17 protein-coding genes and 1 riboswitch are annotated in these 16896 nt (G+C 35.3%); of the genes, 9 read left to right on the plus strand and 8 right to left on the minus strand.

From position 1 onward, the window contains the following. Position 1: 1 nt before the first annotated feature. The 8 genes from LO744_RS02175 to LO744_RS02210 form a co-directional block, all read right to left on the minus strand. On the minus strand, positions 2-763 hold the full coding sequence (locus tag LO744_RS02175; RefSeq protein ID WP_230666938.1) for a sulfite exporter TauE/SafE family protein: 762 nt from the start codon (positions 761-763) through the stop codon (positions 2-4). Next, positions 754-1206, minus strand: a complete 453-nt coding sequence (locus tag LO744_RS02180; RefSeq protein WP_230666940.1) for a FixH family protein — start codon at positions 1204-1206, stop codon at positions 754-756. The genes LO744_RS02175 and LO744_RS02180 overlap by 10 nt, the downstream gene beginning before the upstream one ends. 10 nt (positions 1207-1216) lie before the next feature. Further along, complete coding sequence (ccoG, locus tag LO744_RS02185; protein WP_230666942.1) at positions 1217-2671, minus strand: cytochrome c oxidase accessory protein CcoG; 1455 nt, start codon at positions 2669-2671, stop codon at positions 1217-1219. Positions 2672-2764: 93 nt separating this feature from the next. Then, a complete protein-coding gene (locus LO744_RS02190) occupies positions 2765-3643 on the minus strand; it encodes a c-type cytochrome (protein WP_230666944.1) in 879 nt (292 codons plus the stop codon). 10 nt (positions 3644-3653) lie between these two features. Next, the gene (locus tag LO744_RS02195) at positions 3654-3851 is read right to left on the minus strand and encodes a cbb3-type cytochrome oxidase subunit 3 (RefSeq protein WP_230666946.1); all 198 of its coding nucleotides are present in this window, start codon (positions 3849-3851) and stop codon (positions 3654-3656) included. A gap of 18 nt (positions 3852-3869) precedes the next feature. Then, complete coding sequence (gene ccoN, locus LO744_RS02200; protein ID WP_230666948.1) at positions 3870-6128, minus strand: cytochrome-c oxidase, cbb3-type subunit I; 2259 nt, start codon at positions 6126-6128, stop codon at positions 3870-3872. A 5-nt stretch (positions 6129-6133) separates the two neighbouring features. Beyond that, entirely contained in the window at positions 6134-6355 is a 222-nt protein-coding gene (gene ccoS / locus LO744_RS02205) for a cbb3-type cytochrome oxidase assembly protein CcoS (RefSeq protein WP_230666950.1), read from the minus strand. 109 nt (positions 6356-6464) lie between these two features. Continuing rightward, a complete protein-coding gene (locus LO744_RS02210; RefSeq protein WP_230666952.1) occupies positions 6465-8840 on the minus strand; it encodes a heavy metal translocating P-type ATPase in 2376 nt (791 codons plus the stop codon). Between the two features lie 90 nt (positions 8841-8930). Here LO744_RS02210 and LO744_RS02215 point away from each other — a divergent pair, with 90 nt between their 5' ends. From LO744_RS02215 to LO744_RS02255, 9 genes are all read left to right on the plus strand, one after another. Continuing rightward, the gene (locus tag LO744_RS02215; RefSeq protein WP_191178812.1) at positions 8931-9644 is read left to right on the plus strand and encodes a Crp/Fnr family transcriptional regulator; all 714 of its coding nucleotides are present in this window, start codon (positions 8931-8933) and stop codon (positions 9642-9644) included. 59 nt (positions 9645-9703) lie between these two features. Continuing rightward, positions 9704-10519, plus strand: a complete 816-nt coding sequence (gene panB, locus LO744_RS02220; protein ID WP_191178811.1) for a 3-methyl-2-oxobutanoate hydroxymethyltransferase — start codon at positions 9704-9706, stop codon at positions 10517-10519. Continuing rightward, positions 10519-10848, plus strand: coding sequence for a hypothetical protein (locus LO744_RS02225; RefSeq protein ID WP_230666954.1), 330 nt, complete (start codon positions 10519-10521; stop codon positions 10846-10848). The genes panB and LO744_RS02225 overlap by 1 nt, the downstream gene beginning before the upstream one ends. 7 nt (positions 10849-10855) lie before the next feature. Then, entirely contained in the window at positions 10856-11533 is a 678-nt protein-coding gene (locus LO744_RS02230) for an RluA family pseudouridine synthase (RefSeq protein ID WP_230666960.1), read from the plus strand. Positions 11534-11960: 427 nt separating this feature from the next. Continuing rightward, positions 11961-12061: riboswitch (TPP riboswitch) on the plus strand. A 57-nt stretch (positions 12062-12118) separates the two neighbouring features. After that, positions 12119-12325: a sulfur carrier protein ThiS gene (thiS, locus tag LO744_RS02235; RefSeq protein WP_191178808.1), complete on the plus strand. Its 207-nt coding sequence runs from the start codon at positions 12119-12121 to the stop codon at positions 12323-12325. 11 nt (positions 12326-12336) lie between these two features. Next, positions 12337-14148, plus strand: a complete 1812-nt coding sequence (thiC, locus tag LO744_RS02240) for a phosphomethylpyrimidine synthase ThiC (protein ID WP_230666962.1) — start codon at positions 12337-12339, stop codon at positions 14146-14148. Then, complete coding sequence (locus tag LO744_RS02245; RefSeq protein ID WP_230666964.1) at positions 14145-14732, plus strand: thiamine phosphate synthase; 588 nt, start codon at positions 14145-14147, stop codon at positions 14730-14732. The genes thiC and LO744_RS02245 overlap by 4 nt, the downstream gene beginning before the upstream one ends. 714 nt (positions 14733-15446) lie before the next feature. Next, positions 15447-16061 (plus strand): thiamine phosphate synthase, encoded by a 615-nt coding sequence (thiE, locus tag LO744_RS02250; RefSeq protein ID WP_230666965.1) that lies wholly within the window; start codon positions 15447-15449, stop codon positions 16059-16061. Positions 16062-16087: 26 nt separating this feature from the next. Further along, positions 16088-16864, plus strand: a complete 777-nt coding sequence (locus LO744_RS02255) for a thiazole synthase (RefSeq protein WP_230666967.1) — start codon at positions 16088-16090, stop codon at positions 16862-16864. The last annotated feature ends 32 nt before the right edge of the window (positions 16865-16896 follow it).

Genomic DNA, 16896 nt, shown 5'->3' on the forward strand with positions numbered 1-16896 from the left:
ATTAATGACAGGTTGCCTGGTTATGTTTATGGTTCGGGTCTGTATTATGACAATTCACATCATGTTCTGGAGAAACCTTCATTGCTTCCGATGGGGGAGAAATGTAGGGTATTCCAAGTTCGAGACCTCTTAGAATAAACAATCCACCAAGGATAATCATTACAACAGGAATGAATTTTAACACTTTAATTCTAAAGGTCTGACTAATTAAGTTTCCTACTAAAACGACGGTAAACATAAAAGGAAGTGTTCCCAATCCAAATAGCGCCATAAAAGAAGCTCCTTGCCAGATTCCTCCACTTGCAAGACTTGCGGTAAGAGCCATGTAGACCATTCCACAGGGTAAAAATCCGTTAAGAACTCCTGTAGTGAATCTTGAGCGGTAATCTGCTTTCTGCAGAAGTTTTCCCAAGTTTGATTTAATTTTAAAAAGAAACTTAGAGATAAATGGAATTTTTGAGGCAAAATCTTTTCCGCCAAATGAAAATAAAGCCATAATAATCAGCAAAACTCCCACTCCAATCGTAAGATATTGCTGAAATCCTGCCATTTCAAATCCTTGTCCTATAATTCCTAATATTGCTCCTAAAAATGCATAGGTCGCAATTCTGCCAAACTGATAGGTAAGATTCTGAAGGTAGTAATTCGTTGCCTGCTTTTTGGTTAAACCCATTGATAACGCAATGGGGCCACACATTCCGATACAGTGAAAACCTGATGCGAAGCCTAAACCAATTGCAGATATAATCAATGCTATTTCCATATCACATCATAATCAAGTCTGTAGTCGATTTTATCTTTAATCCAATGAAGTCTTAAGGTATAATTTCCGTGTTTCAAAACTGCAGAAGGAATGATAAACGCTTTATTTGCATCTAATTTTACCGTTTTTTTAACATCTAAATTCTGGTCATCAGACCTGTTCAGCACAAAACTTACCACAGAATTTGAGTTGTCGATATCTTTCGGAAATGTTAATTTAATTCCTTCAGGTGATTGAGAATACGTTGGTTTTTCTTCAAGCTCATCTGCTCTTTTTTTAGCATCAATTACAGATTGGTAAAGAAGTTCTTCTTCGTAATACTTGTCGGTTACCATTTCTGAGTTTTTCTGTCCGTTTGGAAAAAGAAAAATCATTGATAAAATAAATATAATAAATGAGGCTAATGCTAAAAAAACGCCGTGTCCCCAAGTGAAATTTTTCATAATTTAAAATTTAAAACTGTAATTTAAAAGGTCCTTCGAAATACGTTTGATAAGAATCGATTAACTTTCCTTTCATATCATAAACGCCGATGGTAATGTTCTGTTTAGACAAATTCATTTCCGCTTCCGGAAAGCTGATGTTGATGGTTCCTTTTGAGATTTTATCACGCTCAACTATAATTTTGCTTGATGCGCTGTACCCAACTTCTGCATGAGCAGGGTCTATTACTTTAATGGTAACAATCTTTTTATCGTTGGTTTTATTAAGGAAAGTATAGTTATAGGTATTGATGATTTTCCCTTCTTTTACAAAGAATGTGCTCCCTGCCGGTTTGATGAATTTTGCTTCCATCTCACCTCGGCTTGAAAGTAGATATCCTAAAAATCCTACCAATAAAACCAAAACAATGGCGAAACCTTTCATTCTTCCTGTAAATTTATACGGAGCTCCGGTTTCTATTTCTTTTTCGGATGCATATCGTACCAAACCTTTTGGCAGACCTACTTTTTCCATGACTTCGTCACAAGCATCGATACAAGCGGTACAGTTAACGCATTCTAACTGTTGTCCGTCTCTGATGTCAATTCCGGTAGGGCAAACGACAACACATTGGTGACAGTCGATGCAATCTCCTTTTCCTTCCGCTTTTCGGTCTTCACCTTTTCTCCATTTAGAACGGTTTTCACCCCTTTTAAAATCGTAAAATACGTTGATGGTTTCTTTGTCTATTAAAACTCCCTGTAATCTTCCGTATGGGCAAACCAATGTACAAACCTGCTCTCTGAACCATGCAAATACAAAGTAAAAAGCTGCCGTAAATAAAATCATTACGATAAAGTTGGTAGGATGGGCAAATGGTCCTTCAGAAACAATGCTAAATACTTGCTGATAGCCCACGATGTACATAAACATAAAATGGGTAATGATTAATGAAATAATCACGTAAACTGACCATTTTAAGCTTCTCTTCCAGATTTTTTCTGAGTTCCACTCTTGTCTGTCCAACTTCATTTGCTTATTTCTGTCTCCTTCAATCAGGTATTCTATTTTACGAAAGATAGATTCCATAAAAATTGTCTGAGGACAAATCCACCCGCAGAAAATTCTTCCGAACGCAATCGTAAAAATAATAATGAAAATAAGAGATGCAATAGCACCTAAGGTAAGGATGAAAAAATCTTGCGGATAAAAAGGCTGTCCTGCAATAAAGAATTCTCTATCGATAACGTTAAACAAAAAGAAAGGATTTCCGTTAACTTTTATAAAAGGAACGGCAAAATAGACCAAGAGCAGAATATAACTTACGAGATTTCTGTAGTTGGTGTATTTACCTTTTGGTTTTTTTGGAAAAACCCATCTTCTTTTTCCGGATTGTTCCATGGTGCCTATAGAATCTCTATAGGTTTCAGGGTCTAAAACCTGTCCCTGCCCACCGCGAGTGATGTCTTCATCTATTTTTGACATTTTAGTATGTTTTTAAAAACGAAAAAACATAATTCGTTACTATTTTTATCTAATAACAAATTATGTTTTTCATATGCTTTATATTTTTTTTAATTACTGTTTTTCCCAATGAGCCTCATCACCGTATGGTGGTGCACCTCCGTCTTTAGGAGTAATCGGCTTTTTAAGCTGGTTGATAGAGTAAACATAAGCGGCAACATTCTGAATGTCTGTACCTGTTAATACTCCATTTTTACCCCAAGCCTGCATTGCTGTTCCTGTAACCCCATTATCTACAACATGGAAAATGTTTTTGAATAATGTTTTCTCAGGTTGGTTATGCCAGAAATTATCTGTCAAGTTAGGTCCAATACCTCCTTTACCACCGTCTGAGTGACAAGATACACAGTTACTTTTGAAGATTTCTTCACCTGCTGCGATATTGTCTTCAGAGAAAACTGCCGTTTCTATAGTAATCGGCGGCTGGCTTTGGTTGTAAATTTCAATCGCTGCCATTTGCTCTTTATATTCAGCATCATATTCGCTTATTGGGTGTGCAAAGTCTGTAAAAGCGTATGCACAGATATAAACGATACAGAATACAGTTCCGAAATAGAATAAACCTAACCACCATTTTGGTAATTGATTATCCAATTCCATAATCCCGTCGAAACCGTGGTCAATCAAAATATCTTTCTCGTGAGAGTCTGATTGCTTTTTGAAAGCAGCTTCATATTGTCTTCTTAGGAAAGGAATTTTCTTTTCTGCTAAATAAGCAGCCTTTTCTTCAGCCGTTAATTTTTTAAATTTATTGTTCTCAATCAAATCTCCGATGGCACCGTGAATGTATGCTAAGATAGCACTGATTACAACAGTTCCCCAGAAATATGGTGAAGCTAAAAACGAGTAGCTCTGAACAAATAAATAATAAAATATTACTAATAATACTGTTATTATTAAAATGTTTACAACAACCGGTGTTCTTTGTCTCATAATAAATAGTTTAATTTTTTAAATTAAAATCATCTTCGTCATCCCCAAGTGGAGCTTGCTCTTCTTCTTTGTAATATTTTTTAGGCCTGCTAAAAACATAGATTATCAAAGCTACGAAAAACAACATAAAGAAAATCAGAGCCAATGTTTGATACAAACCTGCATTTTCAGTATTGGATAAAATATCTTTAAAGTTTTGAGGAATCATAGTAAGCTTTTAATTTTATTAGTTACTAGCTGTTTTTATTTCTGTCGTTTTAATATCAGTACCCAATCTCTGAAGATAAGCGATAAGAGCGATAATCTCTTTTTTCTCTAGTTCTCCTTTAGGTTTGTTTTCATACACTTTTTTCACGTCAGCCGCTTCTACAAAGATATCTTTTACAATTTTTGCTGCCTGATTGTCTGCCCATTTATCTGCAGTGTCAATCTGAGCTTTTGTATAAGGTACATCGTAAGTGTTTTTCATAAACTTGATTTTGTCTACCATTTGAGAACGGTCAAGATTATTTGAAATCAACCAAGGGTAACGTGGCATAATAGAACCTGCAGACGTTTGTCTTGGGTTATACATATGCTTGTAGTGCCAAGAACTTGGGTTTTTACCACCTTCTCTATGTAAATCTGGTCCTGTTCTCTTAGATCCCCAAAGGAATGGTCTGTCGTAAACAAATTCTCCAGCTTTAGAGTACTGTCCGTTTTTACCGTTAAATCTTACAATCTCATCTCTGAATGGTCTTACCATTTGTGAGTGACAAGCGTTACAACCTTCACGGATATATAAATCTCTACCTTCAAGCTCAAGCGGTGAATAAGGTTTTACCGCAGAAATAGTAGGTACACTTTTCTTTAATGATAAAGTAGGAATAATCTCTACCATACTTCCTATAGAGATAGTAAGTAAAGATAAAACAGTCATCAAAATTGGCGTTCTTTCTAACCAAAGGTGAAGACCTTCTCCTTCTTTACGTCTGTTTCCAATGTTAGCCAAAGCTGGTGCTTCTGCAGGAACTTCTTTTTGGAATGATCCTTTTTTGATTGTCATGTAAACATTCACTACCATTAAAAGACCTCCTGAAAGATAGAATAATCCACCTAAGAATCTCATTTTAAAGTAAGGAATAATTGCAGTTACAGTATCTAACCAGTTTTTCCACAATAAAGTTCCGTCTGGGTTAAATTGCTTCCACATCAAACCTTGCGTAAATCCAGCAATATACATTGGTACAGCATAGAAAATAATTCCTAAAGTACCCAACCAGAAATGCCAGTTTGCTAATTTTATAGACCACATTTTGGTTCTCCACATAATTGGTACCAAATAATAGATAACACCGAATGCCATGAAACCATTCCATCCTAATGCACCTAAATGTACGTGACCGATAACCCAGTCTGTAAAGTGACCAATTTTATTGATGTTTTTTGTTGCCAAAAGAGGCCCTTCAAAGGTTGCCATACCATAACAAGTAACAGCTACAACGAAGAATTTCAAAATAGGATTTTCTCTTACTTTATCCCAAGCTCCTCTTAAGGTAAGAAGACCATTCAGCATTCCTCCCCAAGATGGTGCGATCAACATGATTGAGAAACCTGTTCCCACTGCTTGTGCCCACGCTGGTAAAGCTGTATACTGAAGGTGGTGAGGACCAGCCCAGATATATACGAAAATTAATGACCAAAAGTGAATGATTGATAACTTGTATGAAAATACAGGTCTGTCAGCCGCTTTAGGTAAGAAATAATACATTAAACCTAAAACAGGTGTTGTCAATACGAATGCTACTGCATTGTGACCATACCACCATTGTACGATGGCATCTTTAGCTCCTGCATACGCAGAATAAGATTTCCAACCAGAGAACGTTAAAGGTACTTCTAAGTTGTTGAATATGTGAAGCATCGCTACAGCAACCCAAGTTCCTAAATAGAACCAAATGGCTACGTAAAGGTGTCTTACTCTTCTTTTTGCAATCGTTAAAATCATATTCGCTCCGAAAATGATCCACGAAACTGCGATTAATATATCGATTGGCCACTCGTGCTCAGCATATTCTTTTGAAGTATTGATCCCCATAAAGAATGTGATAAATGTAGCAACAATCATAAATTGCCATGTCCAGAAATGAATCCACGATAAAGTATCGCTGTACATTCTAGTTTTTAATAATCTTTGTGTAGAGTAGTAAACCCCTACATAAACGATATTACATACGAATGCAAAGATTACCGTGTTGGTGTGTAGCATTCTTATTCTACCAAACCCTAACGCACCGTTGGTATTAATTAACCCTTGTATGTTTCCTGATGCCAGACTGTTGATTGTTGTATCGTCAGTTCCAAACAAAAACTCAGGAAGCTCAGGATAGAAAAGCATCAATGCTGCCGTTAGCCCAAACACGAAACCTATAATTCCAAAAACTATGGTCGCGTATAGGAATGCCCGAACAATACTGTTGTCATAACTAAACTTTTGTGTCTCCATATTAACTATTCACTTTTTTCTTCAAATTTATTATTATCTCCTTTTTCCTTATCGTTGTTGTTGCCAGTGTCTTCTTTCTCCTTTACAATATCGGAGTCAAAAAGTATTCTTACAGCTGGAGACTCATCATCTTCGAACTGCCCTTTTCTGGCGAAAACTATAAATACGACCAGAAAAACTACAGCCAAAGAAACACTGCATAAGATCATTAAATATAGAATATCCATTTGACAACAAAATTAACCTATTTTCGGGGTTCAAAATTAGTGAAAAATAATGACATTAATCACGAAATACGGGCTTTGGCTAATTTAAAATCAGTCTAAATAAGGGGTTTTAAGGCTGTTTTTTGAAATATTTCCTCCCAAGAATCCAAGTGGAAATCGTTGTGAATGAAATAACAGTGATTGAACTTGCTGGCATAATTAAAGCTGCAAATAGCGGGCTCATGTTTCCGGTGACGGCAAATGTTAAACCTACAACGTTGTATAGAAAGCTAATAAGGAAGGTGATTTTTACAATCGTAATCGAGCCTTTGCAAACGTTCAGATAGTTGTCAAGTTGTGATACTTTTTCTCCATTCATGATGACGTCAGAAGATGGTGTAAAGCTGTTGCTGTCGTCAGAAATAGCGATTCCTACGTTACTTTGCTTTAAAGCTCCGGCATCATTTAGACCATCACCAAGCATGATAACTTTTAAACCTTTGTCCTGAAGATCTTTGATGTAATTCAGTTTGCCTTCTGGGTTTTGGTTAAACGCCATCGCCGTGTAATTGGGGATAATCTCCTTAAGCTGATTTTCTTCAGAAGCATTATCGCCGCTCAGAATGAAGATTTTATAGTTGGTAAGTTTTGTAAAAAGATTTTTAAGGTTTTCTCGATACTCATTTTTAAAAATAAATTTACCGATAAACTCGTTGTTTTTACTGATGTAGACTGCTGTTTCAAGATTTTTAGATTCCTGATTGTTGTATTTTGCAGAACCTATTTTGTAGATATTTCCTCTTACACTTGCTTCGTATCCTTTTCCTGAGATTTCTTCAAAATTGTCAACGGGGAAATAGTCGTCTTGCACTTCTAAAAAGTCATACAAGGATTTAGAAAGCGGATGGTTTGAGTTTTTTACTAGACTTTTAATGTTTAATAAATCAAATTCCTGAATTTCAGAACCTTCGTATCTGATGTTTGATTTTTTTCTGTGTGTAATGGTTCCTGTTTTGTCGAAAACTAAGGCGTCAACTTTTGCAATTTTTTCAATCGTTAACGTGTCTTTTACGTAAAATTTATTTCGACCTAAAATTCTCATAATGTGACCGAAAGTAAATGGAGAAGACAGTGCTAAAGCACAAGGGCAAGCGATAATCAAAACCGCAGAAATAACCTGGAACATCGTTTCCAAATCAATAAAATACCAATAAATACCGGCAACAAGTGCAATTCCTAAAATAATAAAGGTGAAATATTTACTGATGTCGTTAATTAAAGTGTCGAGTCCTGTTTCGTGTTTTTTGAAAGCTTCTTTATTCCAAAGTTGAGTAAGATAGCTTTGGTCAACGTTTTTAATGACTTCAAGTTCAAGAGATGAGCCGATTTGTTTTCCTCCTGCGAAGATTTTATCCCCCGGATTTTTAGAAATACTTACACTTTCCCCTGTGATAAAACTATTGTCGATATTTCCACTTCCGCTAATTAAAATAGCATCTACAGGAATGATTTCGTGATTTCTTACTAAAATTCTGTCACCAATTTTGATTTCTGAAAGTAGAATATTTTCCTGCTTCCCGTTAAAATCAACCTTAGTTACCGCAATCGGATAAAACGATTTGTAATCTCTATCGTAAGAAAGCGAGCTATACGTTCTTTTTTGGAAAATTTTCCCTAAAAGCATGAAAAATAGAAGTCCGCACAAGGTGTCAAAATATCCTGGGCCGTAATCAGTGGCGATTTCGTAGATACTTCTTCCGAATAAAACAAAAATTCCTAAAACAATAGGAACGTCAATGTTGACGATTTTGTTTTTTAAACCGTACCAAGCAGATTTGTAATAGTCTGATGCCGAATAAAATACAACCGGAACTGAAAGTAAGAACATTAAAACTCTGAATAAACCTTTGTAATGTTCCATCCAGTAGTCTTCTCCGCCGATATATTCAGGGAAGGCTAAAAACATTCCGTTACCAAAAGCAAATCCGGCAATTGCTAGTTTTATCAGTAAAGATTTGTCTAGGTTGTCTTCGTTTTTGTCAACGGTCTCAAGATTAATAGCAGGTTTGTATCCAAGATTGGTTAAAAATTTAGCTAAATCGCTTAATTTTAATTCATTATGATTAAAGGAGACCTGTAAGGTCTTTCTTGTAAAGTTTACCTGAGAATAATGAATGTCTTTGTGTAAAGTATGAAGGCTTTCTAGTAACCAAATACAAGAAGAGCAATGGATTACCGGAATTCTAAACGTGACAAGGCTTGTGTTGCCTTCAGAAAAATCGGTGACTCTGTCAAAGATTTCTTTGGTGTCGAGATAATCAAATTGTGAAGAGTTTTCTTCAGGTCTGATGCCCGCTTTTTTATTTAATTCGTAAAAATTACTAAGATTATTAGTATTCAGAATTTCATAAACAGATTTGCAGCCCGTACAGCAGAAAATTTTTTCGTCAAAAGAAATTCTTTCCTTTTCTATCCCTTGTCCGCAATGAAAACAGTTCTCGCTCACCTTCATAAATTATTGACTTACAAAATTATAACATTTTTTTTTTGTTTATCGATTTAAAATGTTCTATTTTTGTGACAAATGTCATAAAAAATGTCGCAGGAACAACAAATTGCTATTGAGGATAGATTTGCAAGAGTTTTTAATGATAAATCGTTTAAGGAAAGGCTAAACAGCGCAGATTTTGAAAAATATTTTAAAGCTAAAAAAAGCTTGAGTTTTCAGAAGAACGATATTATTTTTGAGGATGGAGAAACACCAAGAGGAGTGTATTTTTTGGAAAAAGGAGCAGCGAAGCTTTCAAAATCAGGAGCTTTTGGTAAAGATCAAATTTTAAGATTTATTAAAGAAGGAGATATCATTGGGTACAGATCTTTGCTTTGCGGAGAAAATTTTCAGGCTAAAGCTGAGGCGATGACTGATATTGAAGCTACTTTTTTACCTGCAGAAATTTTTATGTATTTGCTAGAAGTAGATTCGCAATTATCTTTTGTAATGCTACAAAAAATAGCTTACGAATTGGGAGAGTCTTCTAATACCATTACATTTCTTGCTCAAAAAACTGTAAGAGAAAGACTTGCGGAAATTCTTATTCTTTTAGAACAAAAATTAGGAACTGATCCTGAGGGTTTTATCAAAATTTCTTTAACGAGAGAAGAGATTGCAAACATCATCGGAACGGCTACCGAAAGTGCTATTCGATTGATTTCAGAATTTAAAGGTGACAGTCTCATTGAAGTAGACGGTAGAAACATTAAAATTCTCAACCACGATAAATTAATGAAACTAGGACACGTAGTTTTATAAAATCAAAATATCTAAGTCGGCGAAAGCCGACTTTTTAACTTTAAACAATCATATATATTATGTCTGTTCATTCCGAAATTAAAAGAGTTACTACTGAAACCTTACGAAAAATGAAATTCGATAAGGAGAAAATAACAATGCTTACCGCTTACGATTTTACAACCGCAAAAATGGTTGACGCCGGTGGTGTAGATACCATTCTTATCGGTGATTCTGCGGCGAATGTAATGGCGGGTTTTGAAACAACACTTCCCATTACGTTAGATCAAATGATTTATCATACTCAAAGTGTGGTAAGAGGAGTAGAGAGAGCATTGGTAATTGCAGATCTTCCTTTCGGAACGTATCAAAGTAACCCTGATATCGCCTTAGAATCTGCTGTTAGAATGATGAAAGAAGGTGGTGCTCACGCAATTAAAATTGAAGGGGGAAAAGAGATTTCAAAATCGATTAAAAAAATCATCAATGCCGGAATTCCTATTATGGGACATTTGGGATTAACGCCGCAGTCTATTTATCAGTTTGGAACCTATAAAGTAAGAGCTAAAGAAGAAGCTGAAGCTGAAAAACTAATCAACGATGCAAAATTGCTTGAAGAATTAGGCTGTTTTGGAGTTGTTCTTGAAAAAATTCCAGCAGATTTAGCTAAAAGAGTAACTGAAAGTATCTCAATTCCAACAATCGGAATCGGAGCAGGGCCTCATTGTGACGGGCAGGTTTTGGTATATCATGATATGGTGGGAATGAATAAAGGTTTCTCTCCAAAATTCTTAAGAAGATACCTCGATTTATACACAGAAATTACAGGAGCCGTTTCTCAATACGTGAAAGACGTGAAAGGTTCTGATTTTCCTAACCAAAATGAAAGCTATTAATGAAAAATAATTTACAAGCAGTACAAGGTGTCATCTCTATTTTAGCAATTATTTGTTTAGCAGTAGGATGGTTTAAACTTTTCCCAGATAATATTAATTATTTTCTATCGGCAAGGTTATTTTATATTTTAATAGGAATAAGCTTTGTTGTTCAGGGAAGAATGTTGACATTGACCAATCCTAAATTTGTTTATCCTATGTATGCAGCAGCTGGTTTGTGTGTTATCGGAGCATTTTTACCCATTGATTCAAGCCTTAACGTAATAAAAACAATCGGCCTTTTAGGAGGAGTGGTGATTTCTTTTATAAGCAGGTCACAGAACCGTTAATTTGAATATGGAAGAACAGATTGTTTTTGAAGACAACCATCTCTTAGTCATCAACAAAAAAGTCGGTCAGCTTGTGCAGGGCGACAAAACAGGTGATGAACCTTTGCTGGATTTAATTAAAAACTTTATAAAAAAAAGAGATAATAAACCCGGAAATGTGTTTTTAGGCTTGGTACATCGTATCGACCGACCAACTTCTGGTTTAGTAATTTATGCTAAAACCTCAAAAGCACTTTCGAGATTGACTCAGATGGTTAAAAACCGAGAAATTGAGAAGACGTATTGGGCAGTTGTAGCGAAAGAAATGATTCCTCAAACTCAAAAATTAGTTCATTATTTGCAGAAGAACGAAAAAAATAATAAAGCGATTGTCTTTACAAAAGTGACTGAAGGTGCAAAAGAGGCAATTCTTACCTACAATGTTATCAAAACTTTAGATAATTATCTTCTTTTGGAAATTGATTTGGAAACCGGAAGACATCATCAAATCAGAGCACAGTTATCAAAAACTGGAATTCCGATTAAAGGTGACTTAAAATACGGTGCACCCCGTTCAAATCCTGATGGAGGTATCAATCTTCATGCAAGAAAACTTCAGTTTATTCATCCGGTTACAAAAGAACCGGTAACGATTGTAGCTCCGGTTCCGCAGAATGATGCGATTTGGAGAGCTTGCGAAGAATAAATATTAAATAAAAATAAGTTATAAAATGGAAATTAGAGACAATCTGATTTCCATTTTTATTTTCTTACAAATGTAAAGTTCAGTTTTACTTTTCCACTTTTTAAGAGCTTTTTCCCGCTTTTCACTCTATCTTTTGGGTTACGCCTCCGCTTCGCTCCGCCGCAACCCAAAAGGATGCCGTTGCAATCGGGGCTAGATTGGAAGTGATTTGTTTAAATATCTGAAAATCAAGTACAAAATTTGTCATTTTATAAGGATTTCAACTCGAATCTTTCCAATATAAAATAAAAAGACATCTGCGTAATCTCTAAAATCAACGAGATAAAAAAAACAATATTTTCAAATATTTAAAACTTCCAGCCTCCATCATCCAACTTCCATCTTTTTCAAAAAATTTTGCACATTTCAAAAAAATAATTACCTTCGCTCCGAACTTTAGGGGTGTCTGTTGACAAAACAGGCTGAGACTTTACCCTTTGAACCTGATTTCTAGATCATACTAGCGTAGGAAAAAGTGAGATGACTTTGCTGTACATTCTATTGTACAATGATGGGCATTCCTAAAGTGTATTTAAAAATTTAGGAATGGAGCTCACAATCAATCACACACTAAGAAATTTTGATGTACTTCCCAAAACGCTGGAAGCACTTATCGCTATGGAATTACCTGAAAAGAAAAAAGGTATTGCCGTAGCGCTCAACAATCGCATAATTCCGCAGTCATTCTGGGCGGAAACTATTCTCAACAACAAAGATTCAATTTTAATTATCACTGCTACACAAGGCGGTTAAAAAATATTTTTATGGCTCATAAAATCACACGTTCGCCGTTTCCGAACTCAAAAAAAGTCTATGTTGAAGGGAAAATTCACCCAATTAATGTAGCGATGCGCGAAATACATTTAAGTCCGACAAAACTTACGAACGGAACTTTAGAACACAATCCACCAGTTACAGTCTACGATACATCAGGACTTTACACCGACGAAAATTCTGAAATCGATATTGAAAAAGGACTTCCAAGAATCAGAGAACAGTGGATTTTGGATAGAAATGATGTAGATGTTTTAGATGGAATTACTTCAGAATACGGAAAAGCTCGTCTTGCCAATTCAAAATTAAATGAACTGCGTTTTTCGTATAATCACCAACCGAAAGTTTCTAAAGAAGGGAAAGAGGTTACGCAATTGTATTATGCCAAACAGGGGATTATCACCGCCGAAATGGAATATATTGCCATTAGAGAAAACCAAAGAATCGAGCAATTAGATACTGTTTCAAAAGACATGGCTTTTCAACATCAGGGAAATAGTTTCGGAGCTAAAACGCCTAAAACTAAAATCACTCCCGAATTTGTAAGAGACGAAATTGCGGCGGGAAGAGCAATTATTCCCAATAATATCAATCACCCCGAAAGCGAACCGATGATTATCGGACGAAATTTTTTAGTTAAAATCAATGCCAATATCGGAAATAGTGCGGTTTCATCGAGCATCGAAGAAGAAGTTGAGAAAGCTGTTTGGGCTTGCAGATGGGGAGCCGACACGATTATGGATTTGTCAACCGGAAAAAACATTCATGAAACCCGTGAATGGATCATCAGAAACAGCCCGGTTCCGATTGGTACAGTCCCCATTTATCAGGCTTTGGAAAAAGTGAAAGGAGTTGCCGAAGATTTAACTTGGGAGATTTTTAAAGATACTTTGATTGAACAGGCAGAACAAGGGGTTTCATATTTCACGATTCACGCCGGAGTTTTGTTGAGGTATATTCATCTAACCGCAAAACGTGTGACGGGAATTGTCTCGAGAGGTGGTTCTATTATGGCAAAATGGTGTCTTTTTCATCATAAAGAAAACTTTTTGTACACTCATTTTGAAGAAATCTGCGAAATTATGAAAAAATATGACGTTGCTTTTTCTTTAGGCGACGGTCTTCGTCCGGGTTCTATTGCTGATGCGAATGATGAAGCTCAGTTTGCAGAATTGGAAACTTTAGGTGAATTGACAAAAATTGCCTGGAAACATAATGTTCAGGTAATGGTAGAAGGTCCTGGTCACGTTCCGATGCATATGATTAAAGAAAACATGGATAAGCAATTGGAAGTGTGTGATGAAGCGCCGTTTTATACTTTAGGTCCTTTAACGACCGATATTGCACCAGGTTACGACCACATTACTTCCGGAATTGGAGCGGCGATGATTGGCTGGTTCGGTTGTGCGATGTTGTGTTATGTGACTCCGAAAGAACATTTAGGGCTTCCCAATAAAGATGATGTAAAAGTTGGAGTGATTACTTATAAATTAGCGGCTCATGCAGCAGATTTGGCGAAAGGCCATCCCGGCTCACAATACAGAGACAACGCTTTGAGTAAGGCAAGATTTGAATTCCGATGGGAAGATCAGTTTAATCTTTCATTGGATCCGGATACCGCAAGATCTTATCATGATGAAACGCTTCCTGCAGATGGAGCAAAAGTTGCGCATTTCTGTTCGATGTGTGGACCAAAATTCTGTTCAATGAAAATTACACAGGAAATCCGTGAATCTGCAGAAAAAGGAATGTTTGGCAAATCTCAGGAATTCATCGAAAAAGGTAAAGAAATTTATATATGATTATTGTAATTACTCCTGAAGAATTAGTTGAAAATGAAACAGAGATTATCAATAAACTGTTTCAGGAAGGTTTGGATTTGCTTCACTTGAGAAAACCATTTATTAATGAAGATGAAATGACGAATTTTATTCAGAAAATAGATTCGAAGTTTCATTCTCAGTTGGTTTTACACAGTCATTATGATTTGGCAGAAATTTTTAATATTTCGAGATTTCATTTTAGAGAAATTGACAGACTAAATAATTTGTATAAATCTTTTACAGATAAAATAATTTCAACTTCCGTTCATGATATTGAAGCTTTTAATGAATTGAATGAAGAATGGGAATATGCTTTTATAAGTCCGGTTTTTCCGAGTATTTCTAAAAAAGGATATGGCGAAAATTCAACTGTTTTAAATGATCTTAAAAACCGGAAAAATCAAAATGTAAAATTAATTGCTTTGGGAGGAATTAATGAAAAAAATATGAACGAAATTTTTGAATACGAAATAGATGGAGTGGCTTTGTTAGGGGCAATATGGGAAAATGATGAGCCACTACATGTTTTCAGAAAATGTAAAGAAAACTTCAATAATTTATAAAGAATTTAAAATGTTTTTTGCCGTAAAAGTATCAAAAGAAATGATTGAAAAAAGCAACGAATTCAAGAATTTTTATAATAACAACTTTGACAAAGGTAATACGCTTGAGAACAAAACTTTCTCAAAATTTTTGGGATGTTAATTTAACGTGAACTCGACAATACTTTATTGATTTTCAACTATTAGCTATAATGCTTTTTCACGCAAAGTTTTTATTTAAACTAATCTTGATTTTAAGGAGCAAAGATTATCGAACAAGTCGATTAAGCTTGAAATATGCATGAGCTTTATCAAATCAATTCATTGATTCATCTTTGCTCCTTAAACTAAAACATGAAGAAAAATAAATCTTTGCGTGGAAAAATTCAAATAATCATTTTTTAACAAAGTATTGTAAAGAAAAGCTGTCGATTTTAAGGTCAAAAAGTTATAAACTATCAAGTATTGTAATTAGTAATTTGAAAATCAAGTGATTACTGTCGAGCTTGCATTGATTTAGTAGATGACAAAAAATCCCCAAAAAGCCTACAGATTTCCACAGATTTTTTTAGTCAGCAATAAAAATCTTTGATTTTTTAAACTTATATGTTCTTATCAACGAGATGTATTTTACTAAACTAATATGGCTTATGTGTCGAAAAAATTTGCAGCTTAAAAAATGTCAAATATTAATACAAATTAATCTCTTTTGCTGAGGTTTTATTCAAATTAAAAATGGAAAAATTACAATATATATCACAAGGATTTACAATTGAAGATCAGGAATTGAATATCAGAAAAGCACTCGATAACGGAATAAAATGGATACAGGTTCGTTGGAAAAATGCTGCTGAAAATGAATTGATCAAACTTTGTGAAATTTCAAGAAAAATATGTTCAGATAATCAGGCTGTTTGTATGATCAATGATCATATTCATATTGCTAAAATGGTCGATGCAGACGGTGTTCATCTAGGTTTAAAGGATGAAGAAATAGTAACAGCAAGACAAATTTTAGGTGAAAACAAAATCATTGGCGGTACTGCAAATACGTTAGAAGATATCCTTCAAAGAATTGATGAAAACTGCGATTACATCGGTTTAGGACCATTAAGATTTACTTCAACGAAAGAAAAATTGAGTCCGATTTTAGGTTTTGAAGGTTACGAGAAAATTATCAAAGAATTACAATCAAAATCATTAGAAATCCCAAAAATATTCGCAATTGGCGGAATCATTTTAGAAGACATCGAAAGATTACAACAAATCGGAATCTACGGTGTGGCGGTTTCGGGACAAATTACCAATCAGCCATCTATTATTAACCAATTTAAATCAATCATTCAGTGATTGATGGACTTTAAAAAAATTAGCACATGAAAAATCAACCTTTAATTATAGCAGACAGAACCTTTGAATCGAGATTGTTTTTAGGAACCGGGAAATTCGGAAATCTTTTAGAAATGACAGATTCTATCATCGCTTCCGGAAGCGAACTGATGACAATGGCTTTAAAAAGAATCGATTCTCAATCTTCAGAAGATGATTTGTTGAACGCCTTAAAACCTACAAAATCTCACCTTTTACCCAATACTTCCGGAGCAAGAACTGCTAAAGAAGCAGTTTTAGCAGCACAATTGGCAAGAGAAGCCTTAGAAACCAATTGGGTAAAGCTGGAAATTCATCCTGACCCCAAATATCTGTTACCCGATCCGATTGAAACGTTGTACGCTACAGAAGAATTGGCAAAACTAGGATTTGTCGTGATGCCGTACATTCATGCAGATCCGGTTTTGTGTAAACGTTTGGAAGATGTAGGAACTGCTGTGGTAATGCCTTTGGGAGCACCGATTGGAACGAATAAAGGGTTAAGAACGTTAGATTTTTTAGAAATTATTATTGCTCAAAGCAATGTTCCGGTTGTGGTAGATGCCGGAATTGGTGCCCCTTCCGACGCGGCGAAAGCGATGGAAATGGGTGCTGATGCGGTTTTGGTAAATACAGCAATTGCGGTTGCCAGAAATCCTGTGAATATGGCATTGGCTTTTAAAGAGGGCGTAATTGCGGGAAGAAGAGCTTTTGAATCAGGTTTGGGAGCGATTGCACAGCACGCAGAAGCATCAAGTCCGCTGACTTCTTTTTTGTTTGATTAAAGCAATGAATAAAAGAGTCTTGAAGGGACGAT

The organism is Chryseobacterium turcicum (assembly GCF_021010565.1).
Classification (GTDB): Bacteria; Bacteroidota; Bacteroidia; order Flavobacteriales; family Weeksellaceae; genus Chryseobacterium; species Chryseobacterium turcicum.